This is a genomic window from Bacillus sp. 2B09 (genome assembly GCF_003946835.1).
Taxonomy (GTDB): Bacteria; Bacillota; Bacilli; order Bacillales; family Bacillaceae; genus Bacillus; species Bacillus altitudinis.
The window spans coordinates 42,585-67,655 of record NZ_RPSG01000006.1 but is presented as its reverse complement, the minus strand read 5'-3'; the positions used below and the strand labels follow the sequence as shown (position 1 = coordinate 67,655).

Here is a 25,071-nt window from a genome sequence, read left to right as displayed (position 1 = left end):
GTTGAGATGTGATGTCTGATCAATTTACAAGTCGTGAACAGCGACGTAAAGCAAGTCAAGAAAACAATAAGAAGCAAAAGAACAAAAAAGGCAAAAAGAAAGCAGGTCTATTTAAAAAAATATTTTTATCTTTACTCGTGATCGGTCTTCTTTGTTTAGTAGCCGGAATCACAACTTTTGCCGTTTTTGCATCAAGCGCTCCTTCTATTGATGATAGCAAGCTAAAAACGCCGTATTCTTCAAAACTTTATGATAAAGACAAAAAAGTCTTTGCAGAAGTCGGGGCGGAGAAAAGAACGTATGTCTCGATTAAAGATATACCCGACGTGGTAAAAGACGCGTTTATTGCCACTGAAGATGCACGTTTTTATAAACACCACGGGATTGATCCTATCCGTATTGGCGGTGCTCTTGTCGCAAACGTCGAGGACGGTTTTGGAGCAGAAGGTGGAAGTACGATTACCCAGCAGGTAGTGAAGAACTCCCTGCTTAACAATCAAAAGACGTTAAAACGTAAAGTACAGGAAGTATGGCTCTCGATTCAGCTTGAGCAAAAATACTCTAAAGATGAAATTTTAGAAATGTATTTAAACCGTATTTTCTTCTCTCCTTATGCTTATGGTGTTGGGAAAGCGGCTGAACAATTTTTCGGAGTAACAGATTTAAATAAACTAACTGTAGCACAGGCTGCTACACTTGCAGGTATGCCGCAAAGTCCATCTGCCTATAACCCAGTGAAACATCCAGAGGCAGCGGAAAAACGTCGTAATATCGTTTTAGGCCTAATGAAAAAACAAGGCTATATTTCAGAGAAAGAGTATGAGGAAGCCAAAGCAACACCTGTCAGCAAAACGGTTGTTTCAGCTGATAAATATAAGAGTCAAAACTCAAGTAAGTACTCTGCTTATATTGAAGAAGTCATGGAAGAAGTACAGAAAAAAGCCAAAGTAGATGTATCAACAGATGGATTAAAAATCTATACTTCTCTTGATCGAAAAGCACAGGATCATCTGGATGACATCATCAATGGGGATTCAGCCGGATTTACGAAAGGTATGCAAGCTGGAGTCACCCTGCTGGATACAAAAAATGGTGAAATTCGTGCCATTGGTGGTGGTCGTGATGTGCCAGCCGGCGGCTTTAACTATGCCACTGATGCAAAACGCCAGCCGGGATCTACAATTAAACCAATTTTAGATTACGGTCCTGTAATTGAAAACAAAAAATGGTCAACATATCAGCAAATTGATGATGCGCCTTATACGTACTCTAACGGTACACCAATTAACAACTTTGACAGAAGACACTTAGGGAAAATGTCGATGAGAAGTGCTTTGGCACAATCACGAAACATCCCTGCTTTAAAAGCTTTCCAAGAAGCTGGTACAGATAATGCTGTTCAATTCGCCAATAACTTAGGTTTGGACTTACCTTCTGACATTCCTGAGTCTTACTCAATCGGCGGATTTGACGAAGGTGTCTCATCTCTTAAAATGGCTGGTGCATTTAGTGCATTCGGTAACAACGGATACTATAATGAACCGCATGCTGTAACGTCTGTTGAATTTAATGACGGGACGAAGCTTGACTTAACTCCAGACTCTAAAGCAGCCATGAGTGATTACACTGCATTTATGATCACAGATATGCTGAAAACTGCTGTACAATCTGGAACAGGTACACTCGCACAAGTACCGAATGTTCAAGTAGCTGGTAAAACAGGTACAACCAACTTTACACAAGATGATATTAATAAATACAACATCCCTTCTGGCGGGGCGAAAGATTCTTGGTTTGTCGGTTACACGCCGCAATACACAGCAGCTGTATGGACCGGAATCGGCAACTCAAAAGATGCAGACGGCAAAATGTGGCTCACGGATTATGAACAACGTGTTGCCAAAGTTGTCTTCCAGAAATTAATTTCTCAAATTGATGATGGAAGCGGCTCATTTGAAAAGCCAGACAGTGTCGTTGAAGCAACGGTTGAAAAAGGATCAGATCCAGCGAAGTTAGCTGGACCAAACACACCAAGTGATAAGAAGACAACGGAATACTTCGTCAAAGGAACTGTCCCAACAAAAGTTTCTGACACATATGAAAAGAAAGAAGCTGACAAACCATCTGACTTAAAAGCGGTGTATGATGAAGAGAAAAAGTCGATTACACTCACTTGGGGTTATGATGACGATGCAGATGCAACATTTAATGTGAAGCAAGCGGTCGATGATGGAGGCTATAAAGACATTCAAAACAGCTCTTCTAAAGAAGCCGTCATCTCTGATGTGAAGCCAGGTTCCACCTATAAATTCCAAGTGACAGCGACTGTAGACGATGTCACAAGTAAAGCTGCTTCTACCTTCCTCACCATTAAAGATGACGAAGAAGAGGAAGAAAAAGCAGATGATGAGAACAAAGAAGAAGAAGAGCCACAGCAACCTGATGATGAGCAAACAGATCAAACAGATGATAATCAAAACCAAGGCGGCACTGATGAGCAGAAGCCTGATGATAAAAAAGATCAAGATCAAGGCGGAAATACCGAAAACGGCAATGGCGGTTCAAGTGATGGCTCAGACAGTACAAATGGAAACAGCAACTCACAGAGGGATGCCAATAAAGATAAAAAGAAAGACGACGAGAAAGCCAATTCTCAAAGCTCAAATACTCAGTCAAATTCTACTTCTCGCAAAGAAGACGAATAACAAAAAAGCACTTGCCCTATGTGGCAAGTGCTTTTTTAACGATTTTGTTTTAACTTTCTGAGTGCTTCGTATTTTCCATACTGCTTTTTGAGCTCTGTGTATAACTCGTCCAATTGAATAAAGCAATGATATTGGGTAGGTTTAAGCAAAATAAACTCTAATCGTTCTGTCCAGTTAATAGGGGCTACTGGAAACGTCTGTTGTTTAATTTGCTCCCAATCAACGGTTTGAAGCTTCTCTCCTTTGATCCAGTAAAACATTGCAATCATACTGACAATGCCTTGCAGCATATCATCCTCTTCACACCGAGATTTTCTCGTTTGAAAGCGAGGAAGCATGTTGTCTTTTAATTCACTCCACAGATCAAACATCAAAGGAACAAATTCTTCCGTTTTCTGCCACGGTTGCTCATCTAGTAAAGGTTCTGAAGATAGATCAAATGCGAGTGGATTGATTCTTAATATATCCTTTTTTTCGCCGCTTATCTCTACCTTTTTCTCTTTTAGCTTTTCGACATATGAGATGAAAACAGCTGCTCCGCTCATGCCAGCTTCACCAGCCCTTTTTTCAGCCTCTTCTGCCCTTCTCTGCACATATCAAGAAGTGGACAAGATTCACACTGTGGTCGCTGTGCCTTACAGTGATATCTGCCGAAAAAGATGAGACGATGATGGGTCACGGACCAATCCTCTTTTGGCACCTTCTTCATTAAGGTTTGCTCTACCTCAAGAACAGAATCCTTCCAGCGGCAAATCCCAAGTCGTTTGCTGACGCGCTCGACATGTGTATCTACTGCAATGGCGGGAATTCCAAAAGCGACAGATACAACGACATTTGCTGTTTTCCGCCCAACCCCTGGGAGCTTGATTAGCTCATCTCGATCTCTTGGCACTTCACCGCCATAATCTTCAATCAGCATTTGGCTTAATTTTTGAATGTTTTTTGCCTTATTACGATAAAGACCGATCGAACGAATATCCTGCTGCAACTCTTCAAGCGGCACACTTAAATAGTCTTCTGGTGTTTTATATTTTTGAAATAGATGTTTGGTCACTTTGTTCACTAGAACATCTGTACATTGCGCTGAGAGTGCGACAGCAATCACTAGTTCAAATGGATTGGAATGAACAAGCTCACACTCAGCTTCTGGAAACATATCTCCTATAATATCTAAACATTCATTGATTTGTTTTTTTGATAACATGCCTTCTCCTTTATTGGTTATTGTTCCAGCCAATTATAAAAAGGAACTTGTCGTTTATATGAAGATGTTTCTTCTTTTGAAGGTGGGGCTTTTTGCTGCGAACGGAAATGCTGGCTATGCTCTTTCGCTTCTTCCGCTGTTTTCAGCCCTTTCTTTTTCCACTCAAACAATATTCGATCGATATAGCGAAAATTTAATTTTCCTGATAAAACGGCTTCTCTTAGAGCAAGACGAATCATTTCAGCATCATGATGGTCTTGGTCCATCCAGATCGAGAGTGTTTCCCCTTCAAGAGGAGAAAGTGGTCTGCCAAACTCATCTTCAAATAGCGCATATAAAGATTTTTCAGCCTGCACATGATTCTTTTGCAGGTCTTTCGCCTGTTTTGCTTCTAAAAAGTCATACAGCACACCCCATAAGGGTTCTACCGAGTACCGGTCATGCTGAATACCAGACCTGTCTTCAAACGGCTGGATCGAAATAAACCCTTTTTGAATCAAATACTGCACCATATAAGCACATTCTTCGGCCGAAATGGTCATACCATGTGAAAGCTCTTCAAATGTTTGAAAAAAGACGCCTTGTTCTTCATTCATTTTAATCTTTAACATGACCATCATTTGTGATTCATTCAGTCCTAATTGCTCATAATGGGCAATCAGCAAATTAGGCAAACTGGTCGAACCCATTTTCTGCATATCTATAAATTGCTGCCTTTTCATCGGATACACCTCTTCACTTTCAGTATATCACGTTTTCTCATACGTGCTGCCCTTAAGACGTTTGAAAAAGCCTCCATATGTTGGAGGCTTTCACGTCTTAAGGATATAAACGGTTTAATAATCTTGGGAATGGAATTGTTTCACGCACATGCGGCGCTCCGCTAATCCAAGCAACTGTTCGTTCAAGTCCAAGACCAAAACCTGAATGTGGTACAGAACCATACTGTCTTAATTCTGTGTACCATTTGTACGTTTCTTGATCTAACCCATGTTCTTTTAATCTTGCTTCAAGCAGATCTAAATCATGAACACGTTCAGAACCGCCGATAATCTCTCCATAGCCTTCTGGTGCAATTAAATCTGCACAAAGGACGACATCATCACGGTCTGGTGCAGGCTGCATATAAAATGGTTTTAATGAGGTTGGGTAATGAGTGATAAAGACTGGTTTATCATAGCTTTCGGCGATCGCTGTTTCATGCGGCGCACCGAAGTCATCTCCCCATTCAATGTCATCAAATCCTTTATCCTGCAAGAATTTAATCGCTTCATCATATGTGATGCGCGGGAATGGTGCTTTGATGTTTTCTAATTTTGCTGTATCACGGCCAAGTGTGTGCAGTTCTACTTTACAATTTTCAAGTACACTTTGAACAACGTGAGACACATAATTTTCTTGGTACTCAAGGTTCTCATTAAATTCAACAAATGCCATCTCAGGCTCGATCATCCAGAACTCGATTAAATGACGTTTCGTTTTCGATTTTTCTGCTCTAAATGTTGGACCGAATGAGAATACTTTTCCGAGTGCCATCGCAGCAGCTTCCATGTAAAGCTGTCCACTTTGAGAAAGGTATGCATCTTCATCAAAATATTTAGTAGCAAACAGCTCTGTTGTTCCTTCAGGAGCACTTCCTGTTAAGATTGGCGGATCCACTTTCACGAAGCCTTCTTGATGGAAAAACTCATATGTAGCACGAATAATTTCATTACGGATTTTCATAATGGCATGCTGTTTTTTAGAACGCAGCCATAAATGACGGTGATCCATTAAGAATTCTGTTCCATGTTCTTTTGGTGTAATTGGGTAATCTGTTGCTTCGTGAATCACTTCAATGGATTTCACTTGTAATTCAAAACCAAGTGGTGAACGTTCGTCTTTTGTTACTTGTCCTGTGACATAGACCGATGTCTCTTGTGTCACTGATTTCGCAAGCTTAAAGACTTCCTCTTCCACCTCTGCTTTTACAACGACTCCTTGAATAAAGCCTGTCCCGTCGCGAAGCTGCAAGAATGCAATTTTCCCGCTTGAACGTTTATTGGCAATCCATGCGCCGATTGTTACTTCTTCATCGACGTGTTTGAACACTTGATTAATAGTTGTTTTCAACATATTTCCCTCCAAAGCCAGAAAGAAACTCACCTTGTTAGATAGGTGTGATTCTTTTTTCATACATTTTATTATAACCGTTCTAAATCAGCATGGTCAACGCAAGACAGAAGAAACTATGGTGTTAAATTTTTTTCCACTCGTCCTGTCGTAAAATCAACATAGCTGAAACTATATTGGTCGTTCTCATTTAAGTACGTTACTTCCCAAAGGAGGACGTCACCTTCTCTTGCTAATTGAACATTTTTCAGCTTAGAAATGGTGTTCTCCTTTTGAACGGCTTGTACTGCTTGGGTTGAAGTAATGCCTTCTTTTGCTTTTTTAGCAATGACTTTTTCTTTTTTGCTGGCAGGTACCCACACATAGATCGCTTCGTTTTGTTTGTTTTTACCTTCCACAATAAATTGCTTTTCTTTCCCAACAAAGGTATCCACTTGCTCTACTTGTGCTAATGATGCTTGCTTTTTTGCTCGTTCAATCGCTGCCTGATGACCTTCTTCTTTTTGTCCCATGGCAATTTGATAAATCCACGAAAAGCTAATGATGCCAATGAGTAAAACGAGCGCAGCAATGGATGAAATAATCCAAACTATTTTTTTCATGTCAAGCTTCCCCTATGTGCGATATATGGTAAATATCGCTTGATTTTGATCTTCTTGATCTAATGCTAATCCAAACATAAGATCTTCCCTTTTAAGCGTTCTGTTCAGCAAATCGACGATTTTGTATAGGTCTTCTGAATGCTTAATTTGAACAGTTGAAAGTACCTCTATTTTACTTTCCACTTCTAATTCCTCCTCGGTACGTAAATATTGTTAGTCATACTTTTCAATGTGAGAACCGATACTATTTTTACAACGGAACATAAAAAGCCGTTACGATAAATTAACTCCAAACCCACACCAGTGAAAGGCCGCTTATGACAGCGGCTTTTCGTTGTTAAGCTTTTCTATATACGCCTCAAGCGACTCTTTGGACATCTCGTGAACTGGCGCATGATGAAGTGATTCTAAAAATAGTTTTCCATACGAAGCGGTTTTCACTCGGCGGTCTAAAATCAGCAATGTTCCGATGTCTTTTTCCGAGCGCAGCAAGCGGCCGGCTCCTTGCTTAAAAGTTAACACAGCTTCCGGGAGAGCGACGGCTTTAAACGGATTCTTCCCCTGTTTTTTTGCCGCTTCGCATTTTGCTTCAATGAGCGGTGAATCGGGCGGGCGGAAAGGAAGCCTTGCCATAATGACGGTCGTTAGCTCTGAGCCAGGAAAATCCACACCTTCCCAGAAACTCCCTGTTCCTAGCAAGATGGCCTGCTTCGCCAATTTGAACATTTTTGTCAATTTTACAGGGCTCCCGCCTGTCAAACCTTGAGCAAACAAGGCCGATTGCATACCTTCTGATTTCAGCTCTTCATACACTGCTTTTAACATCTCATGTGAATTAAATAACACCAATATTTTCGCTTGATCCTGCTTTTCCATGATCTTAATATATGTTGCAGCTTGCTTCACATATTCGCGTTCATCACGGTTTGTGATCGGCGGCATGTCAGCCGGTACAACGACCTTAAGCTGTTTTTCAAGTTCAAAAGGTGAATCAATTTGGACAAGGTGTGGGTAAAAATCTTGCAGGCCAAAACGTTCCAAGCAATAATCAAAGCGTTGATTGATGGTAAGCGTCCCTGATGTGAGGACAACGCTTTTTTTGTTCATGAAGAACCGATCAGCTAGCAACTCCCCTGTATCTAGCGGCTGCGCGTGCATAAAGACAGCATTCTTGGCACCCTTTGCATCAATCTCAATCCAAACGGTTTCATCATTGTTTGGTTCAAAGATAAACCGGTACAGCGTACTGCAGAATGTCTGCATAAATGACATCACTTGATCGTATTCTTCTGCTTCAAATGCAAAGTGTTCTATGAACTGATCACTTTTGTGAAGTAACTCATTTTTTTGCTGCTCATACAGTTTCTCACAAGCAATCAATAATGAACAAAGCTTACTCGCTGATTCTTTAATTCGGACCCACTGAGCATGTTTTGAATGATGACGGACTCTATGAATGAGACGATTGATGTCCGCTTTTGGTTTTGTCCTTTTGACAAAAGAATGAACGGTACTAAAAAATGCGTCACTTTCCATCTGAAGCTGCTGAAGATACTCGTCCATTTCAATAAAGGTGTCAGTTGATAAACCTGCCCCATGAAATCTCTTTTTCAATTTCTTAAGCAGCCCGCCATGCAAAGAGCCAAGCTGCGTTAATTTCGCATGAAGCTGGATATAAGACGCACTGTCACCTAGCGTTTCATTGGCTGTTTTTTCAAATTGGTGGGCCTCATCAATCACATAGACATCTGCATGCTGAAAGATAGAAGGTCCTTCCGTTTGAGATAAAAGCAGACGGTGATTCGTCAAAATTAAATCAGCGGTTTGAGCCTTTCGTTTAGCCCGTTCATAAAAACAATGTTCTTTAAAACGGCGTTTTTTCGATGTAAATGGCATGTGCACACAAGAGATACGGTCTTTTATATTTGCAGCTCCTGACGGTAAATTCAGTTCAGACAAATCACCTGTTTCAGTGACAAGAAGCCACATTAAAATTTGCGCTTTTGTTAAGACAACATCATAGTTATCATCTTCCTCATGCAGCACATGCTCAAACTTATCTAAACAAATATAATGTGCCCGCCCTTTAAACACACAGGCGGCTGGCTCAAATGGGAGCAATTGCTTGAGTAGCGGAACATCGCGCTGAAGCATTTGCTGCTGCAGTAAAATTGAATATGTACTGATAATGACAGGTTTTCCTGATTTCTTTGCTTCTAAAGCAGCTGGTATAAGATAAGCGAGTGTTTTCCCGATTCCTGGCGCCGCTTCAATTAACGCATAAGCTCTTTCATGGAACGCATCTCTTACTTTGTTCATCATCGTGAGCTGGCCTTCTCTTACTTCATAGCCTTCTAATGTTTGAGGAAGCTTCTCTTTTATCTCCTCAAACAGTTGCTCGTCGTCAGCGCCTACTGCATATGTCGATTCAGTGATAGGATTGGTCACATCTTTCACAGCAAAAGATCCTACTTCTACAAGCGAATCATCCTGACTAGAGTGATTGGTTTCAAGCTGCTTAATTAAAAGTCCTATATCACTTAGAAGATAAGAGGATAATCTGCGCAGCTGTTTTAACACATTTGGCGGTGTATTCCTTAATTGATGTAATAAGGTTAAAAATAACATGGCAGTAACTTCCGCATCACTATCCGCTCTGTGCGGGTGGTCATGTGGAAGCATGAGCTCTTCGCTTAATTCAGTTAGCTTATAACCTTCAAGCTCAGGATAAAGAATTCTAGAAATTTCAACCGTATCAATCGCTAGCACATCCAGCTCATTTTTCCCGCATGCTTTTAGTTCATCGTTTAAAAAGTTCAAATCAAAATGAACATTGTGCGCAACAAAATAAGCGCCCTGTATGAGATCATACACCTCTTGGGCAATGTCCTCAAAAAACACCGCGTCATCAACCATGTGCTGCTTAATACCTGTCAGCTGTTCAATAAATCCAGGAATCGTTTTCCCTGGGTTCACATATTTTGAATACCGTTCGACAATTTGTCCATTTTCAATGACCACCGCAGCAATTTGAATGATTTTATCACCTTTTTTTGGTGAATTCCCGGTGGTTTCAATATCAACGACAACAAACCTTTGATCGGTCATAAAATGGACACCTCAATTCCTCGTTCCACTCATAGTGAAACACACTCTGGGCAATATAGCTGAAACAGAACAGCTTCCTTATGATGAAACTGTTCTGTTTCCATGTGAGCGTGCGTTATAAAATCGTTCTCGCAGGCTCTTGCCCAATCATTTGTTCAATTTGATTTTGTTTATTTAACACGACCACTTTAGGTGTGTGCGATTTCGCTTCTTCCTCTGACAACATCCCATAAGCGATAATAATGACTTCATCTCCTGGCTGAACCAATCTTGCTGCCGCACCATTTAAACAAATGACACCGCTCTTTCTTTCCCCAGGGATGATATATGTTTCAAGTCTAGCACCATTGTGATTATTGACAATTTGCACTTTTTCATTTGCCATCATGCCTGCCGCATCAAGCAAATCTTCGTCGATGGTAATACTACCTACATAGTGTAAGTTTGCTTCAGTCACTGTCGCTTTATGAAGTTTCGAGGTCATAAAAGTTCTATACATGTTTTTCACCGCTTTCAGGAACATGGAAAATCACATTATCTATCAGTCTTGCCCGGGAGAACTTCACAGCAATGGCAATGATCACTTGGCCCGTTAAGTGCTGAAGAGGTTCAAGTTCTGGGTAGGAGTAAATGTCAATATAATCGATTTCTCCACTCGTTTGAAGAATCTCCTCTTCCACTAATTGATAAATACGATTTACATCATGTTCACCATTTTCTACAGCTGTCTGTCCTTTTTTTAATGCCCGGTATAAAGCAGGTGCTTCTTGCCTTTCTGTTTCAGACAAATACACGTTCCTTGAACTTTTCGCTAAACCGTCTTCTTCTCGAACAGTAGGAACAGACACAAGGTGAAGATCAAAAAAGAAATCCTTGATCATCGCATCGATAACAGCGACTTGCTGTGCATCCTTTAGCCCAAAGTATACATTGGTTGGTGCGACAAGGTGAAACAGCTTTGTCAGCACCGTGACAACGCCGTCGAAGTGTCCTGGGCGTTTCTTCCCGCATAAGACGTCTGTACGCTTTTGAACAGTCATCGTAATCGATGGCTCATCTTTGTACATTTCCTTCACATCAGGTGTAAATAATATATCTACTCCAGTTTCTTCGGCAAGACGCTGGTCTCTTTCCATATCTCTTGGATAGGATTCAAAGTCTTCATTCGGTCCAAATTGCAATGGATTAACAAAGATGCTCATCACCACAATGTCATTTTGATCTCTTGCTTCTTTTGCAAGCGTAAGATGTCCTTCATGAAGGAAACCCATTGTAGGGACAAATCCAATGGAATGCTGCTTCTTTTGATGCTGCTTGATCATTTCTTTTAGTTCATGAATATGGGAGACAACCTTCATTCCTTGATCCCCCCATATAAACCATCAAGGACTTCTTCTTTCATATGAAAGGTATGAGCATCCTCTGGGAATGTGCGTGCTTTTACTTCTTTTGTATATTGTATGAGCGCTTCTTCTAATACAGCATCGATTTGCGCGTATTGTTTCACAAATTTAGGTGTTCTAGACACGCCGTACCCTACCACATCATGGTAAACGAGAACTTGTCCATCTGCTTCAGCCCCTGCCCCAATTCCGATCACAGGAATCTTTAGCATGTCAGTAATCCGTTTTGTCAGTTCACCAGGTACACACTCTAACACAAGAGCGATGGCGCCTGCTTCCTCGCATTTCAGACTATCTTCAATCAATTTCTGTGCACTCTCTTTGTCTTTTCCTTGCACTTTATAGCCGCCAAGGACACCGACTGATTGAGGGGTCAGCCCTAAATGGCTTACAACAGGAATACCGCCTCTTGTAAGTGCTTGGATAGATTCAAATACTCCGTCTCCACCTTCAAGCTTTAAGGCATCAGCACCGCTTTCTTGCATAATGCGTGCTGCATTTTTCATCGTTTCTTCTAATGAATAATGATAAGACATAAATGGCATATCCGTCACAACAAATGTGTCTTTTGCGCCTCTTTTGACTGCTTTTGTGTGATGAATCATATCATCCATCGTCACTTGAACTGTGGAATCAAGTCCAAGGACAACCATCCCAAGTGAGTCACCAACTAAGATCATGTCGACTTCCGCTTTTTCCGCTTGCTTTGCAGCTGGATAGTCGTATGCTGTCAGCATCACAATAGGTTCGTTTTGTTCTTTCATTTTGAAAAAATCTAACTTTGTCTTCATTTGTTCCTCCTCATTCTGGAGAGGAGATGGCTTGTCTGATCTCACACGCTTTTATCTCTCATGTGCAGACGAATCATCCCTCTGTCCAAGTCCCTTAGGATCAAGGCAGAAATTTATCAAATTTTTCTTCCTAACAGGTACAGTTCTTTTTCAGATACTGCCCACACGAAGTATATCAAAAATGTGCCGGGTGTTCCACTTAAGTTGACTTGATCTCAATGTCGGCGGAGTAGATGTTTTGGATTCCGCCCTCCGTTTCGAGTAAAAGAACGCCTTCATCATTAATCCCAAGCGCCGTTCCATCATATTGTCCATTGACGGTGCGTGCGATGATACGCTTTCCAATGGTCATCGCATACGATTCCCATAATTGTTTGATCGGAGCAAAACCATAAGTCATATATTCATCATACCTTTTTTCAAAGGTGGACATGATGGTTTGAATCAATGCCGCTCTGTCTATCTTTTCACCCAGCTCCATTTGCAAACTCGTCGCAACATCCTTTAATTCTTCAGGAAAATCATTTGCCGTCTGATTCACGTTAATGCCTGGACCAATAATGACTGCGTGAACTTGGTCAGCTTCTGCTTTTAATTCAGTCAAAATACCAACGACCTTTTTTCCGTTTAGCAAAATATCGTTTGGCCATTTGATTGATGGACTGAGACCCGTTTGCTGCGCTATGGCTTCAGCGATGGCGACAGATGCTAAAAGCGTCATTTGCGGCGCTTTGTGCAGCGGTATTTCCGGCCGGAGAATCAAACTCATCCAAATGCCTGTCCCATTTGGTGAATGCCACGTTCTTTGAAGGCGGCCTTTTCCGTTTGTCTGATGATCACTGACAACAAGCGAGCCGTGCGGGGCTCCTTTATTGACGAGGTCATGGGCAATGAGCTGAGTTGAGGCGACTTCTTCTTGAAAGTAAATATGCCTGCCAAACAGCTCTGTTTCCAAACCAAACAGAATTTCGTCTTCACTAATTTTGTCCGGTTTACGAAGCAGCCGGTATCCTTTTCTTCTGACCGCTTCGACCTCATATCCCTCTTTTCGCAAATCCTCTATATGCTTCCATACTGCCGTTCGGGAGCAGCCAAGCTCATCACATATTTGCTGGCTTGAGACAAAATCTTGCTCAGATGCTGTAAATAGTTCAATTAATCGTTTTCTAATCGCTGATCGCACGCTATGAGCCACTCCTCTATGACTTCTTTTCGGTTTTCAAGCTGGTTTTGCAAAACGGCTTTTTTCACAGAAGCAAGCTCTTCTGCAATCCATTTACCAGCTGGCTTTTGCCGAAAGGCCATCAAATCTTTTCCTGACACTGCAAGGTCTTGAAGCTGTTTAATCGGCAACGCATCATATGAACGTTTCGCCGCCTCCAGCTCATCAAAGAAAATGCGGCGCTCATGTTTGAGCTGCGTGATTTTCATACTAGAAAGCAGGACATGTTCACCAGCTTCAAACATTTTTTCCGCATCCCAGTCACAATCAACATATTTGCTAATGGCAACGGATTCTTTTAAAAGTTTCGTTGATAACTTCCATTCTTTTAAAAAGGACACCGCCTCCGCCTCATCTAGACCAAGTAAATGGATAAAGGCTCCCCACACCTCATCTAACCCATCCAATAAATAATACGGGAAAGCTTGGAACGTTTCATTCAGCTGATCCTTTTTGAGGCCGGGCAATTCTTCATACAATTTGGTGGAGATGAGCACCTTGATGGCTTGCTCACAGTAGCGTCCTTTTAAAAGTTTTTCCATTTCGATTTTTTTGCGTTCAACAGATATATTAGCAAGCAGATGCTTATCTTTTTTCATTGCTTCTTCCGTCTCTTTAGAAAGCTCAAACCCGAGCTGGCTTAAAAACCGCACCGCTCTCATCATCCGAAGCGCATCTTCTTGAAAGCGGCATGCAGGATCTCCAACCGTTTGAATTCGTCTCCGCTTAATATCCCGCTTGCCGCCCACATGGTCAATGATGTCACCATGAATATCCATGGCCACTGCATTGATCGTTAAATCTCTTCTTAAAAGATCTTCTTTTAGTGATGAAATAAACGCCACTTCTTTAGGCCGTCGAAAGTCTTCATATTCTGATTCAGTCCGAAACGTAGTGACTTCATAGCTGCCCCCATCAAGTAACACAATAACAGTGCCATGCTCTTTGCCGACATCTACTGTTTTATCAAATAAAGACTCCACCACATCAGGTGTGGCATCTGTCGCAATATCGATATCCCCAATTTCCCTGCCTAAAAGGACATCCCTCACCGCACCGCCGACAAAATAAGCTTGATACCCATGTTCGTGCAGTGTATGTAAAATAGGGATCGCATGTGTGAATGGTTCATTCATCTTCAACATCACCTTCGATCAATTCTAAGTAAAGCTCTTCATACTCTCTCACAATTTTGTCAGAAGAGAAATTGGCTTCAACACTAGACTTGGCTGCCATCGATATTTGCTTATGGAGCGCATTGTCTTTCAGAATAGAGATAGCATGTTTTGCTGCTCCATCTACATCACCAAGCGGAACAAGGAATCCTGTCTCTCCATGTGCAATCACCTCTGGAATTCCTCCAACGTCTGTTCCTATACAAGGTACTCCGCATGCCATTGCTTCAAGTAGTACAAGACCAAAACTCTCTTTCTCAGAAAGCAGCAGCTTCAAATCACTAATCGAATAGAGCTCCTCCACCTTCTCTTGCTTTCCTAAAAATAACACGCGGTCCGTTAATCCAAGCTTTTTCACCAGCTCGCAAACAACCGATTTTTCAGGTCCGTCCCCAATCAGTAGCAGTTTTGCATTCACCTGTTCAGAAATCTGTTTAAACACATGGATTACGTCATGCACCCGCTTCACTTTACGGAAATTTGATACATGGATGACGACCTTCTCATCCTGCAGAAGACCATAATGCGTCTTCAGCACTTCGTGATCTTCACGCAAATATACGCGCTCATCGACGAAATTATGGATCGTATCAATTTTTTTATTCGGTTTAATCAGATCGTATGTCTGCGCAGCTAATGAATGTGATACAGCCGTTACGCGGTCAGATGATTCGATCGCAAACCGGATGACTTCCTTTAAAGATGGGTCATAGCCTAAAACCGTAATATCCGTCCCGTGAAGGGTGGTGACGACTTTGACAGACTGTCCAGTCATTTGTTTGGCTAAGAACGCACAGACAGCGTGAGGGACCGCATAATGCGCATGAATAATATCAAGCTTCTCTCGTTTTGCCACTTCTGCGAGTTTACTTGCCAGTGCAAGGTCATAAGGCGGATATTGAAACACAGCATATTGAGTGACATCCACCTCATGAAAATAAATATTCGGATACACTTTATTGAGTCTAAACGGAATACTTGAGGTAATGAAATGAACATCGTGCCCTTTTTCAGCTAAACGTTTTCCAAGCTCTGTGGCAATAATGCCCGAACCGCCAACACTCGGATAACAAGTGATTCCGATCTTCAATTTTCTCATAATTACCCCCCAAGTAAGTCATCGTCCATCAAAAGTGGCTTCTTTGCCAGAAACCCTTCTGCAAAAGTTTTATTGACTTCCCTTCCATACATCGACTCTCTCATTTTGACAAAATCGATATACCCATTTACAAGCGGTGTCTCCACTGAACTCTCTGTTTTGACAAATTGGCTTTTATACGCATGTAAGCTATCAATTTTTTGCTTCATCTCGTCTGAAATATCAATCACAAAATCTGGACGATGGTGGCCATTAATCATGTAATAATACATCTGGCTTATTTTATGCGCTGGCTGCTTGTATGAATCTTCAAATTTATGTATACCTGCAGAAAAAGCGGCCTCTTCTACAAGTGAACCCGCATGACCATGATCAGGATGCCGATCTTGGTGGTGCGGGGCAAAAATAAGTCTCGGTTTGTATGTTCGGATGACACCTGCAATTTCTTTCATCGCTTCGTCATTCAGATAAAGTCCTCTATCTGGCAGCGTGAGCTGGATTCGAGTCGTGACGCCTAAAATGGCAGCGGCTGCTCTGGCCTCTTCTTTTCGGCTTTCAACCGTTCCATTTGAAGATAATTCAGCCTGAGTCAAGTCACAAATCCCAACACGTGCCCCTTTTTTTACGTATTTTGCAATCGTTCCACCCATACCGATCTCTACATCATCGCTATGGGCACCGAATGCAAGGATATCAAGTGGTTTCATGCGTTCCTCCGTTTTTTGCTACATCTCGAAAATCAAACGTACCTTTATTTAAATTCCTGACTAAAATTTCGGCGGTCCCCATATTGGTTGCTAATGGGATGGCATACACATCGCAAAGCCGGATGAGTGCAGATACATCCGGTTCATGCGGCTGTGCAGTGAGAGGGTCTCTAAAAAAGAGCACAAGATCCATTGCATTATCAGCAATCATAGCACCGATCTGCTGATCTCCTCCAAGTGGTCCTGATTGGAAACGATGAATGGGCAGCCCAGTCGCTTCTTTCACTCTTAAACCTGTGGTTCCTGTTGCATAAAGTGTATGATCTGCCAAAAGATCTCGATACGCAATGGCGAATTGAATCATGTCACTTTTTTTCTTATCGTGAGCGATTAAAGCAATGTTCATCAGGGATCCACTCCTTATTAGTCGATAATATTTTCTAAGCCATAGACGAGTTGATCAATATGCATCACCTGTTCAACAGAAAGCTTCACACCTGACATAAAGGATGCACGGTTATAAGAATCATGACGAATCGTGAGCGTCTGCCCGTCCATTCCAAACAGCACTTCTTGATGAGCAATCATGCCTGGAAGCCTTACGCTGTGAAGACGGATGCCATCATAATCTGCTCCTCGAGCACCTTCGATTAGTTCTTTTTCTTCAGGGTGCCCCTGCTTTTTGCTTTCTCTTACTTCAGCAATCATTTCAGCCGTTTTTAGTCCTGTACCGCTCGGAGCGTCCAATTTTTTATCATGATGAAGCTCAATGATTTCAACATCAGGAAAATAATTCGCTGCCATTTTGGCAAATTTCATCATTAAAACAGCACCAACAGCAAAGTTAGGCGCAATAATACAGCCTATCCCTTTTTCTTCTGTTAATTGCTGAAGTTCTTTTAGGTCGTCTTCTGAAAAACCTGTTGTGCCTACGACTGGACGTACGCCATGTTCAAGGGCTTTTTTTGTATGTACTTTCCCGATTTCTGGGGTCGTCAAATCAATTAATACATCCGGTGCTGTTTCTGAAAGACACACGTCAATATCCGTATAAATGGGCGCATCAGATGTTGTATGAAGCACATCTGATAGCTTTTTCCCCTCATGTGTGTGATCAAGTGCTGCTACTAGTTCAAAATGGCTTGTTTCTTCTGCCAGCTTGACAGCCTCTATCCCCATTCTTCCTCTTGCTCCAGCGATTACAACTTTGATGGTTTGATTCGTCATCTTCTCTACTTCCCTTCTTTTTTCGTCCAGCGGTCTTTGTCTCTTGTATTGAATTTATGCATCACACGATCATGGGCTTCTTCAAGTGATATATTGAGTGAATTGGCAAGGCATGTTAACACAAACAGCACATCGCCAATTTCTTCTTCCATGCTTTTTTCTGTTTCTGTTGTTTTTTTCGGCTTTTCTCCATAGTAATGGTTGACCTCTCTTGCCAGCTCACCTAATTCTTCTGTCAGACGGGCCATCATGGCAAGCGGGCTGAAATAGCCTTCTTTAAATTGTCCTATGTAATCATCGACTTCTTGCTGCACGTGACGCAGCGTTTTTTCATTCGTCATGAAGCTCATCCTCCTATCCATCTCTTACATGTTAGCGAAATCATAAATATTTGACAAATGTTTAAAACTCAGTTTGCTTGTTTCTCTTCCATACCATATAATATTATCGCTGTCTAAGCAAAAAAAGGAGTGATCTTTTGCTAAAAGAAATTCGTCTTAAAAATATCGTATTTATTTTAATAGGATCTGCGATTTTTTCTTTCGGCCTTGTTCATTTTAATATGCAGAACAACTTGGCGGAAGGCGGATTTACAGGTATCACACTGCTTTTATATTTTCTATTTCACATTGACCCATCTATTTCAAACCTTGTGTTAAACATTCCGATCTTTTTTATCGGCTGGAAAATGCTTGGCAGAACCATGTTTACATATACAATTGTCGGAACCGTCAGTCTTTCTGTCTTTCTAGCCATCTTCCAGCGCTTTCAAATACATATGCCTCTTCAGCACGATTTAGCCTTAGCCGCACTCTTTGCAGGTGTATTTATCGGAACAGGCCTCGGAATCATCTTTAAATTCGGCGGGACAACAGGCGGCGTGGACATTATTGCAAGACTGATCAACAAACATTATCAAGTCGCAATGGGAAGAACGATGTTTATCTTCGACGCATGCGTCATTACCATCTCTCTCACCTATTTAAATTACAAAGAAGCCATGTATACACTTGTTGCCGTATTTGTTGCTGCAAAAGTCATCGACTTCATGCAAGAAGGCGCTTACGCTGCCAAAGGAGCGATGATTATTTCTGAAAAGGATGACATCATTCAAAAGAAAATCACAGAGGAAATGGAGCGCGGAGTGACCATTTTAAAAGGTGTCGGCTCCTATACGAAACAGGAACGCAACGTCCTTTACTGCGTCGTTCCAAAAAATGAGCTTGTCCACCTCAAGAGCGTCGTAACTTCCGTCGATCCTCATGCCTTTGTATCAGTGAGTGACGTGCATGACGTACTTGGTGAAGGCTTCACATTAGATGAACATAAAAAGCCGCTCAATCCCCACTAAAAAAAGAAGCCCGATAACGGTGCTTCTTTTTTTATGATTTTGGATAATCGGCTTGTCGCTTTTGCTTTTTTTCTTTTTCAGCACGGTATTTCCTAAACCCAACATACGTTAGAGTGAGTAAAATCATACTTCCTGTTGTTAAGATGACCCATAAAAGCGATGGATCCGCTTCATCTTGATCAACGTTCGCAAACACACTTGATAAATCTTCTTCAAGTTTCGTGAGACGCTCAAGCTTTGTCCCACTCGATGCTTTTAAAAATTCACCTTGTTCAATTACTTCCATGTGCTGCTTAATCGTCTGCAGCTTTTCAGGCGAGATATCAATGGTTAAACTCGGATAAATCATATCATACAATGAAACCAGCTCATTCCAAGTTTCATAGAACGTCGTCGATTCTGGATCTTTTACTTCTTTCTTTAATGTCGGAAAAGACCCCATAATCGGCTTCTCGAGCGAACCCCAAAGAGGTTCCGAATTTGATTGTATCGCATCAAGAAGCATTCTAAACTGAGAGGCATACCGAAGTTTTTCGCGCTCATTTAAGTCTTCCTGCGGGAGTCCTTTAATGATATCTTGATAGCCAAGTGTAATTTGCCGAACCTGCGTATTCGTCAGAGTTCCACGCCAATTCTCAGCTTTAAATGTCTTTTCAGCATATAATGCGACTTGTAATGCCTCATCATATTTAGCTTGTCTCGTTAATTGAAAGATTGAATCTGATAGTTCCGTTAATTCTTGCAGCGCTTTAGCAGCTGTTGTTTCCTCACCTTTTGCAGCAGCTGGATGCAAGACGAGAAATAATAATAGAATCATCGCGATTGACTTTCGTTTCATGCAAGTCCCTCCTAGCCTTTCTCCATACAGCGTATGAAGAAAAGGACAAGGTTAGACCAACATTGTTAAGGGAGTTCAAGCTTGACCGATTTTTTCGAGAGGACAAGATAATACGAAACAAGAAGAACGGCAATACTTAACCAAAACGTCACGTAGCCGATCTCATTTGAATAGGCAGAAAGCATAGAATAACGCGGCATCATTCCAAACACATAATCAATCACATCATTATGTAAAATCCATATGCCTGCTACAACCAAATGACGCATGTGAAAACGATAATACGGCGCAAATAACACAGCCTGTACCGCCATCGCAAAGTGCGAACCAATTAGCATATATCCTTCCCACGGAAAATCATCAACAGAAACGAGCACGAAAAGATTCATCCCTACAGCCCATAATCCATATTTGATCAAGGTGACAAGGGCCAGTGCTTCAAAATAAGGAGCATGGCGTTTCATTAGAAAGGCTAGTAATACAAATAAAAAGAAAAAACTTGCCGTCGGACTGTCCGGTACAAAAGGTAAAAAGACAGCCGGCGTCTCTACGAGCTGCGGAATATACCAGTAATAGCCGTACGCAGTGCCAAGAAAGTTGACAATGAGCACGAGCACAAGCATGTAGCGTGTGGCTAGCAGATATTGAATCCATCTCATATTTCTCTTCACTCACGATCTGTTAAAATCAGAAAAAAGCTGACAGCGCCAGCTTTTTTCTCCTTTTGAGTATATCCTTGTACTTGCATTTAAACAACTGAATTATTTAGATTTGACCTCAGATAAATATTTCGAGAGCTTTTCAAGTTCTTCATCGCTGCCTTTAAAAATGCCCTTAGGCATGTTGCCTTTTCCTTCTACAGCGATTTTCGCAATTTCCTCTGGTGCTAAGCCATTGTCAACAAGTGACGGTCCAGCTGCCCCGCCTTGCATATTATCTCCGTGACAGGAGATACATGTCTGCTCTTGATAGATTTTATACTCTTCAGCTGAGGTATCAATCTCTGCTTCTTTCTTGATTTCACCTTGCTTCGCTGCTGCTTCCCAGTCATGAGTAGCAACAGACTCCCATGTTAAATAGGTTGCTGCACCAACTGCAAGAATCATCATTCCAACTGCAATTGGTCTTCGATATGGCCTGCGTTCAGGACCAGAATCAAGAAATGGTGCGAGTAAAAGAGCACCAAACGCAATTCCAGGCATAATCATTGCGCCAACCACTGTATAGCTCCCTGCAGCAAACTCATATTTTAACAACTGGTATAAAAATAAGAAATACCAGTCTGGCAGCGGAATATAGCCCGTATCTGTCGGATCAGCCATCCGCTCAAGCGGAGGTGCATGAACAACAGTTAGGACAAGAAATCCAATTAAAAAAACAGCACCTACAAGCCATTCCTTTAAAAGAAAGTTCGGCCAAAAGGCTTCGGTTTTTCCCGGATATTCGGAATAGTCTTTAGGTATGTTAGGTTTTCTTTCTGCCGGTATTCTGGAATCTCCGACAAACTTCATCCCTTTTCCCCTATGCAAAGTCATCCCCTCCTCATTGAACATTCATCAAACGCAAAATTTTACAGCGGTCCAGAAATTCCTTGCTTACGAATCATAATAAAGTGGGCAGCCATCAGCCCAAATAATGCCGCTGGCAAGAAAAAGACATGGATAGCGAAAAATCTCGTCAGCGTTTGTGCACCTACAATGTCAGGATGACCTGCAAGCAGCGTTTTAATCTCTTTCCCAATGAAAGGTGTCGCCTCTGCAATTTGAAGACCAACCTTCGTCGCAAATAGCGCCTTCATATCCCACGGTAAAAGATATCCTGTAAAACCAAGTCCAAGCATCACAAAGAAAATGAGCACACCGACAATCCAGTTTAGCTCTCTAGGCTTTTTATACGCCCCTTGGAAAAAGACCCTCAGCGTATGTAAAAACATCATAACAATGACTAGACTCGCACCCCAGTGGTGCATCCCTCTTACAATCTGTCCGAATGCCACTTCATTTTGCAAATAATAGACAGATTCCCATGCGTTTTTAATATCCGGTACATAATACATCGTTAAAAACATGCCCGAAAGGACTTGAATGACCGTCACAAAAAACGTTAAACCGCCAAAACAATACACAAAAGCAGAGAAATGATGTGCTGGATTGACGTGCTCAGGCACTTCATGATCCGCAATGTCTCTCCATATCGGTGTGATGTCCAGCCGCTCATCTACCCAATCGTAAATCTTGTTAAGCATCGTTACCCTTCCCCTTTCGGCACAGCTTTTCCAAGATAGAGGTATCCGTCCTTCACTTGCTGCTTATAATGGTCAAGCGGAGCAAGCGGCGGAGTTCCGGGTACGTTTGTACCATCCTTGTCGTACAGCCCATAATGGCATGGGCAGAAAAATTTGTTTGGATTTTTCGGATCACTGTTCCAGTTCACTGTACATCCTAAATGTTTACAGATTGGCGATAAAGCGACAATTTCATCCCCTTCTTTGTACACCCATGCAGACCTAGATTCCTTTGACTCATACCATGCATCTACTTGATCAATTTTAAAGTCAAAGCGCTTCGGTTCTTTTGTCAGTTCATCTACACTGACAACTTGAACCATATCCTGATCCTCTGTTCCTTTTAGCACAGGGTCAAGCGCAAAGCGAACCATAGGCATGAGCATTCCAGCGGCCATAAATCCCCCCACGCCGGTCAACGTGTAATTCAAAAATTGACGCCTGGACACTCCATGTCTCTTCTCGCTCATTTTTTTCTCCCCCCCTCAGGTCGTCAGCTACTTTATAACTGAATTAGAAAAAATTTCATAAAACTAGGACACCCTCATAATATATCAATCTATTCACAAGGTCAACAGCCTAAAAAGCTATGTACAATGCAAATGTAAGGGTTTTTATGACGGGTTCCATTTTTGTAACAAAAAGTTCAAAATTTGTTCTACACTGTCTTGAATGACTTTTTGCTTTAAATTGACCTTTAAATGCTCAAGCGGAACAGACTGCAATATAAATGCCGATTCGCTCACTTCTAGCTGTTCTTTCCATTTGTTATCAGATGTGATAAACACAACATGCTGAAAATGTTCTTGCAATGATTGTTTTAGTGCAAGTATGTCTTCTTGCTTACGATTATTTACTTCTAAATATGTATGTGGAGGAAAAAGAAACACTCTGCCTTTCAGTTGCCTTTCAAGATCCTCTGTCACAAGCGTTGTAAACTCACCTAAAGACACGGTTTGTTTGATATGGCTTGCATTTATCCCAACTAATGGAATGATAGCGGTATCAATGTAATCTTTAGATTGTAAAAAGAGATCCGCGTCCTCCGCCTGAAACTTCATCTAGTTCCCCTCTTTCATCACATAAGCCCTGCCTGTATAGGGCAAGGCTTATTGGCTTGGTTTATGATAATAGGCTTAATTCTTTTGCTAACTTATTAAATGTTTCTTGATCATGACGGTCAAGCGCTTCATCGATTTCTTTCATCAGCCGTTCTTTTTGGAAAGTAGCGATAGAATGCTCTAGCACTTTCTCAGCAAGATCTTTATCTTTTTCATTTTCATAAAGATCTTTAGGAATATGAGGATTTGTTTCAAGTACAGCGGCATATTCCGGCGAACGATATGCAGATCGGAAATTCAATTGAATAAACAAATCTTGCTGTTTATTCAAACGAATATCATGAAATGATTTTTCTGCATCTGTCGTCATGATATTTTCTTTATAAAATCTAAAGGGAACTTCATCCACACAGTGTGTTGACATAATAATTCCCCTTGGGCAAAATTCTGCTTGCTCTACAAAATGAACCTTTTCCATCAAAGAGTCGTGACTCATTAAATAATTTAATATCCAAACACACTCTCTTCGCTTTAACTGATAATGGTTTAAGAACCACCGGATAAATTCCTTCTTTTCATTGACAGAAACAGGGGTCTGCATGTTATTCCCTCCTCTATCGTAAATTAAATTGCTATACATGAATTATTCAACAAACCAATTCTTCATTCCTGCAAACTATAAGGAAATTTCGTCTTCAATTCTTAAAATCTTTTCTTCAATTTCTTCATTCGTGCCATCTTTCTGAAGAACTTTTCGTAATAACGGCAAGGCTTCTTTTTGTCTGCCTTCTTCTAAAAGGAACGAAGCATATTCATATAAAAAGTCACGTTCCTCATCAAAATCAGGCAGAGCAAGTTTGAAATACTCAGCGGCTTCATCGTATTCTTCTCGTCCGACAGAAGCAGAAGCAGCATACCAATTCCATTTTGGATCTTCTTCCCCAAAGCTTTGAACCTCTTTAATCACATCCAGAATTTCATCAAACAGCTCTTCATTTAAATAGATCGCAAGCAGCGTTTGAACCGCTTCAATATATCCTGGATCAAGAGCAAGTGCTTCTTGAAGCAATTTTTTCGCATCTTCCGAATGGCCATTTTTCAAATCAATCTTTGCCCCATATAAATATAACTCTTTGTTATACTCATCCACTTTAATTCCTTCTTTTACTATCTCTAAAGCTTCATGATATAGCCCTTCTTCCTCATAGCTTTTGGCTAAAGGCATATAAAGTGACGAATACGAAGGATCAATATCTTTTAGTTCAGAGAGCTGCTGAATAGCCGTTTTCGTTCTGCCAGCCCTCATCGCTGTAAATCCGTAGCCAAAAAGTGTATTTGGATCCACTTGATCCTTTACAGCCTTTTCATACCATTCAAGGGCATCTTCAAATTCTCCAGCTGTGCTTAATGATTCAGCGAGCCGCTGATATACATTGACACCACCAATTTCATTTTGTTGATCGGCCACTTTGTAGAAATAGTCGGCTGCTTTCTTTGAAAGACCTTGAGAAAAATACAATTCCCCTAAAGCAAAATCAATGACGGCTTCATGAGGTAGTAACTCTTTCGCTTTTAAAAGCTTTTGTTCACTAACTTCAAATAGTCCTTGCATTTGATACAAATCTGCCATTAACAATAAACTCTCTGGATACGCATCGTCATCTTCAGGAATCGTTTCAAGAACTGCTATTGCCTTCTCTTCTTCATCAGAGTCTATTAACAGCTCTGCATAAAAACAGGTTAATCCTGTTTCTTCTGGATATAAATCATGTAAATCACTAATGAGATTCCGTGCTTTATCAATATCTCCCCAGTCATAATATAATTGAGCTGCCTGCGCTTTTTCTTCATCATGAAGATGCTTCTCTGCTTGAGCAAGTGTTTGGAGTCCCTTTTCAGTCTCATCCGCCTCAACTAATTTTATGGCTTCTTGTAATGAACTATTCAAATCAAACCGTTCCTTTCTGTTTCCAAAAACCTAAACTGTTGTTACTTCATATCATAATCGACAGCTGCATATCCAGCAAATATGTTGCTCTTTTAACATGAAGCCATTTTTGTGTTTTGAAGACTCTTTTTCAATCAATACTTTACTAAACTGATGATTTGTAAACCGAATACGCTAAAAAATTGTTTTTGAATCAGCAAAATGCTCTTTTTCAAGGTTTCACCTTGAGACAAG

The 25,071-nt window shown here is 41.2% G+C and carries 27 protein-coding genes; 2 read left to right on the top strand and 25 right to left on the bottom strand.

Features of this window, described 5'->3' with window-relative positions; translation table 11 throughout:
* Window positions 1-11 precede the first annotated feature (11 nt).
* A complete protein-coding gene (locus tag EBQ12_RS13135) occupies window positions 12-2,705 on the top strand; it encodes a PBP1A family penicillin-binding protein (protein WP_125590291.1) in 2,694 nt (897 codons plus the stop codon).
* 35 nt (window positions 2,706-2,740) lie between these two features.
* Here EBQ12_RS13135 and EBQ12_RS13130 read toward each other — a convergent pair whose 3' ends face one another.
* From EBQ12_RS13130 to EBQ12_RS13050, 17 genes are all read right to left on the bottom strand, one after another.
* Complete coding sequence (locus tag EBQ12_RS13130; protein ID WP_125590289.1) at window positions 2,741-3,250, bottom strand: YpoC family protein; 510 nt, start codon at window positions 3,248-3,250, stop codon at window positions 2,741-2,743.
* Window positions 3,247-3,909: an endonuclease III gene (nth, locus tag EBQ12_RS13125; protein WP_008344602.1), complete on the bottom strand. Its 663-nt coding sequence runs from the start codon at window positions 3,907-3,909 to the stop codon at window positions 3,247-3,249. The genes EBQ12_RS13130 and nth overlap by 4 nt, the downstream gene beginning before the upstream one ends.
* Window positions 3,910-3,926: 17 nt before the next feature.
* Window positions 3,927-4,631, bottom strand: coding sequence for a DnaD domain-containing protein (locus tag EBQ12_RS13120; RefSeq protein WP_007500879.1), 705 nt, complete (start codon window positions 4,629-4,631; stop codon window positions 3,927-3,929).
* 97 nt (window positions 4,632-4,728) lie between these two features.
* A complete protein-coding gene (asnS, locus tag EBQ12_RS13115; protein ID WP_024718525.1) occupies window positions 4,729-6,021 on the bottom strand; it encodes an asparagine--tRNA ligase in 1,293 nt (430 codons plus the stop codon).
* A gap of 116 nt (window positions 6,022-6,137) precedes the next feature.
* The gene (tseB, locus tag EBQ12_RS13110) at window positions 6,138-6,623 is read right to left on the bottom strand and encodes a cell wall elongation/penicillin-binding protein regulator TseB (RefSeq protein ID WP_125590287.1); all 486 of its coding nucleotides are present in this window, start codon (window positions 6,621-6,623) and stop codon (window positions 6,138-6,140) included.
* Window positions 6,624-6,635: 12 nt separating this feature from the next.
* Window positions 6,636-6,806: a YpmA family protein gene (locus EBQ12_RS13105; RefSeq protein ID WP_008344594.1), complete on the bottom strand. Its 171-nt coding sequence runs from the start codon at window positions 6,804-6,806 to the stop codon at window positions 6,636-6,638.
* 132 nt (window positions 6,807-6,938) lie between these two features.
* Window positions 6,939-9,731, bottom strand: coding sequence for an ATP-dependent DNA helicase DinG (gene dinG / locus EBQ12_RS13100; RefSeq protein WP_125590285.1), 2,793 nt, complete (start codon window positions 9,729-9,731; stop codon window positions 6,939-6,941).
* A gap of 115 nt (window positions 9,732-9,846) precedes the next feature.
* Entirely contained in the window at window positions 9,847-10,230 is a 384-nt protein-coding gene (gene panD, locus EBQ12_RS13095) for an aspartate 1-decarboxylase (RefSeq protein WP_017359738.1), read from the bottom strand.
* Window positions 10,223-11,089, bottom strand: a complete 867-nt coding sequence (panC, locus tag EBQ12_RS13090) for a pantoate--beta-alanine ligase (protein WP_125590283.1) — start codon at window positions 11,087-11,089, stop codon at window positions 10,223-10,225. The genes panD and panC overlap by 8 nt, the downstream gene beginning before the upstream one ends.
* Window positions 11,086-11,925 carry a 3-methyl-2-oxobutanoate hydroxymethyltransferase gene (panB, locus tag EBQ12_RS13085; protein WP_008344587.1) on the bottom strand — a complete coding sequence of 280 codons (840 nt, stop codon included), beginning with the start codon at window positions 11,923-11,925 and terminating at the stop codon, window positions 11,086-11,088. Before panB ends, panC begins: the two co-directional genes overlap by 4 nt.
* A 199-nt stretch (window positions 11,926-12,124) precedes the next feature.
* Window positions 12,125-13,108, bottom strand: a complete 984-nt coding sequence (locus tag EBQ12_RS13080) for a biotin--[acetyl-CoA-carboxylase] ligase (protein ID WP_125590281.1) — start codon at window positions 13,106-13,108, stop codon at window positions 12,125-12,127.
* Window positions 13,081-14,283 (bottom strand): CCA tRNA nucleotidyltransferase, encoded by a 1,203-nt coding sequence (locus EBQ12_RS13075; RefSeq protein ID WP_125590279.1) that lies wholly within the window; start codon window positions 14,281-14,283, stop codon window positions 13,081-13,083. Before EBQ12_RS13075 ends, EBQ12_RS13080 begins: the two co-directional genes overlap by 28 nt.
* A complete protein-coding gene (gene bshA, locus EBQ12_RS13070) occupies window positions 14,276-15,421 on the bottom strand; it encodes an N-acetyl-alpha-D-glucosaminyl L-malate synthase BshA (protein WP_110487368.1) in 1,146 nt (381 codons plus the stop codon). The genes EBQ12_RS13075 and bshA overlap by 8 nt, the downstream gene beginning before the upstream one ends.
* Window positions 15,422-15,423: 2 nt before the next feature.
* Complete coding sequence (bshB1, locus tag EBQ12_RS13065; RefSeq protein ID WP_125590277.1) at window positions 15,424-16,128, bottom strand: bacillithiol biosynthesis deacetylase BshB1; 705 nt, start codon at window positions 16,126-16,128, stop codon at window positions 15,424-15,426.
* Window positions 16,115-16,534 (bottom strand): methylglyoxal synthase, encoded by a 420-nt coding sequence (mgsA, locus tag EBQ12_RS13060; protein ID WP_035702930.1) that lies wholly within the window; start codon window positions 16,532-16,534, stop codon window positions 16,115-16,117. The genes bshB1 and mgsA overlap by 14 nt, the downstream gene beginning before the upstream one ends.
* A 17-nt stretch (window positions 16,535-16,551) precedes the next feature.
* Window positions 16,552-17,355 (bottom strand): 4-hydroxy-tetrahydrodipicolinate reductase, encoded by an 804-nt coding sequence (gene dapB / locus EBQ12_RS13055; RefSeq protein ID WP_017359745.1) that lies wholly within the window; start codon window positions 17,353-17,355, stop codon window positions 16,552-16,554.
* A gap of 5 nt (window positions 17,356-17,360) precedes the next feature.
* Window positions 17,361-17,696 (bottom strand): nucleotide pyrophosphohydrolase, encoded by a 336-nt coding sequence (locus EBQ12_RS13050; RefSeq protein ID WP_008344575.1) that lies wholly within the window; start codon window positions 17,694-17,696, stop codon window positions 17,361-17,363.
* A 137-nt stretch (window positions 17,697-17,833) separates the two neighbouring features.
* Between EBQ12_RS13050 and EBQ12_RS13045 the strand changes: the two genes are divergently transcribed.
* Complete coding sequence (locus tag EBQ12_RS13045; protein WP_003215598.1) at window positions 17,834-18,706, top strand: YitT family protein; 873 nt, start codon at window positions 17,834-17,836, stop codon at window positions 18,704-18,706.
* A 31-nt stretch (window positions 18,707-18,737) separates the two neighbouring features.
* On the opposite strand, the gene ypjB is transcribed toward EBQ12_RS13045, so the two are convergent.
* From ypjB to EBQ12_RS13005, 8 genes are all read right to left on the bottom strand, one after another.
* Window positions 18,738-19,544, bottom strand: coding sequence for a sporulation protein YpjB (gene ypjB, locus EBQ12_RS13040; protein ID WP_008344572.1), 807 nt, complete (start codon window positions 19,542-19,544; stop codon window positions 18,738-18,740).
* A 65-nt stretch (window positions 19,545-19,609) separates the two neighbouring features.
* On the bottom strand, window positions 19,610-20,203 hold the full coding sequence (gene lhaT / locus EBQ12_RS13035; protein WP_007500909.1) for a lipoprotein heptaprenylglyceryl N-acetyltransferase LhaT: 594 nt from the start codon (window positions 20,201-20,203) through the stop codon (window positions 19,610-19,612).
* Between the two features lie 102 nt (window positions 20,204-20,305).
* The gene (locus EBQ12_RS13030) at window positions 20,306-21,073 is read right to left on the bottom strand and encodes a menaquinol-cytochrome c reductase cytochrome b/c subunit (protein WP_008344567.1); all 768 of its coding nucleotides are present in this window, start codon (window positions 21,071-21,073) and stop codon (window positions 20,306-20,308) included.
* Between the two features lie 41 nt (window positions 21,074-21,114).
* Window positions 21,115-21,789, bottom strand: coding sequence for a menaquinol-cytochrome c reductase cytochrome b subunit (qcrB, locus tag EBQ12_RS13025; RefSeq protein WP_003215804.1), 675 nt, complete (start codon window positions 21,787-21,789; stop codon window positions 21,115-21,117).
* A 2-nt stretch (window positions 21,790-21,791) separates the two neighbouring features.
* Window positions 21,792-22,298, bottom strand: a complete 507-nt coding sequence (locus tag EBQ12_RS13020) for a ubiquinol-cytochrome c reductase iron-sulfur subunit (RefSeq protein WP_007500911.1) — start codon at window positions 22,296-22,298, stop codon at window positions 21,792-21,794.
* Window positions 22,299-22,442: 144 nt separating this feature from the next.
* Window positions 22,443-22,889 (bottom strand): YpiF family protein, encoded by a 447-nt coding sequence (locus EBQ12_RS13015; RefSeq protein ID WP_125590276.1) that lies wholly within the window; start codon window positions 22,887-22,889, stop codon window positions 22,443-22,445.
* A 61-nt stretch (window positions 22,890-22,950) separates the two neighbouring features.
* Complete coding sequence (locus tag EBQ12_RS13010; protein WP_008344562.1) at window positions 22,951-23,490, bottom strand: ReoY family proteolytic degradation factor; 540 nt, start codon at window positions 23,488-23,490, stop codon at window positions 22,951-22,953.
* A gap of 75 nt (window positions 23,491-23,565) precedes the next feature.
* Entirely contained in the window at window positions 23,566-24,837 is a 1,272-nt protein-coding gene (locus tag EBQ12_RS13005) for a tetratricopeptide repeat protein (RefSeq protein ID WP_125590274.1), read from the bottom strand.
* Window positions 24,838-25,071 lie beyond the last annotated feature (234 nt).

Excerpts from the sequence above, each read along its gene's own strand:
- dinG (WP_125590285.1), bottom strand. The coding sequence starts at position 9,731 with ATGACCGATCAAAGGTTTGTTGTCGTTGATATTGAAACCACCGGGAAT.
- EBQ12_RS13050 (WP_008344575.1), bottom strand. The coding sequence starts at position 17,696 with ATGACGAATGAAAAAACGCTGCGTCACGTGCAGCAAGAAGTCGATGAT.
- ypjB (WP_008344572.1), bottom strand. The coding sequence starts at position 19,544 with ATGAAACGAAAGTCAATCGCGATGATTCTATTATTATTTCTCGTCTTG.
- lhaT (WP_007500909.1), bottom strand. The coding sequence starts at position 20,203 with ATGAGATGGATTCAATATCTGCTAGCCACACGCTACATGCTTGTGCTC.
- panC (WP_125590283.1), bottom strand. The coding sequence starts at position 11,089 with ATGAAGGTTGTCTCCCATATTCATGAACTAAAAGAAATGATCAAGCAG.
- nth (WP_008344602.1), bottom strand. The coding sequence starts at position 3,909 with ATGTTATCAAAAAAACAAATCAATGAATGTTTAGATATTATAGGAGAT.
- EBQ12_RS13010 (WP_008344562.1), bottom strand. The coding sequence starts at position 23,490 with ATGCAGACCCCTGTTTCTGTCAATGAAAAGAAGGAATTTATCCGGTGG.
- EBQ12_RS13130 (WP_125590289.1), bottom strand. The coding sequence starts at position 3,250 with ATGAGCGGAGCAGCTGTTTTCATCTCATATGTCGAAAAGCTAAAAGAG.
- qcrB (WP_003215804.1), bottom strand. The coding sequence starts at position 21,789 with ATGCTTAACAAGATTTACGATTGGGTAGATGAGCGGCTGGACATCACA.
- mgsA (WP_035702930.1), bottom strand. The coding sequence starts at position 16,534 with ATGAACATTGCTTTAATCGCTCACGATAAGAAAAAAAGTGACATGATT.
- EBQ12_RS13015 (WP_125590276.1), bottom strand. The coding sequence starts at position 22,889 with ATGAAGTTTCAGGCGGAGGACGCGGATCTCTTTTTACAATCTAAAGAT.
- panB (WP_008344587.1), bottom strand. The coding sequence starts at position 11,925 with ATGAAGACAAAGTTAGATTTTTTCAAAATGAAAGAACAAAACGAACCT.
- EBQ12_RS13120 (WP_007500879.1), bottom strand. The coding sequence starts at position 4,631 with ATGAAAAGGCAGCAATTTATAGATATGCAGAAAATGGGTTCGACCAGT.
- bshB1 (WP_125590277.1), bottom strand. The coding sequence starts at position 16,128 with ATGAAACCACTTGATATCCTTGCATTCGGTGCCCATAGCGATGATGTA.
- EBQ12_RS13075 (WP_125590279.1), bottom strand. The coding sequence starts at position 14,283 with ATGAATGAACCATTCACACATGCGATCCCTATTTTACATACACTGCAC.
- dapB (WP_017359745.1), bottom strand. The coding sequence starts at position 17,355 with ATGACGAATCAAACCATCAAAGTTGTAATCGCTGGAGCAAGAGGAAGA.
- tseB (WP_125590287.1), bottom strand. The coding sequence starts at position 6,623 with ATGAAAAAAATAGTTTGGATTATTTCATCCATTGCTGCGCTCGTTTTA.
- EBQ12_RS13135 (WP_125590291.1), top strand. The coding sequence starts at position 12 with ATGTCTGATCAATTTACAAGTCGTGAACAGCGACGTAAAGCAAGTCAA.
- EBQ12_RS13020 (WP_007500911.1), bottom strand. The coding sequence starts at position 22,298 with ATGAGCGAGAAGAGACATGGAGTGTCCAGGCGTCAATTTTTGAATTAC.
- bshA (WP_110487368.1), bottom strand. The coding sequence starts at position 15,421 with ATGAGAAAATTGAAGATCGGAATCACTTGTTATCCGAGTGTTGGCGGT.
- panD (WP_017359738.1), bottom strand. The coding sequence starts at position 10,230 with ATGTATAGAACTTTTATGACCTCGAAACTTCATAAAGCGACAGTGACT.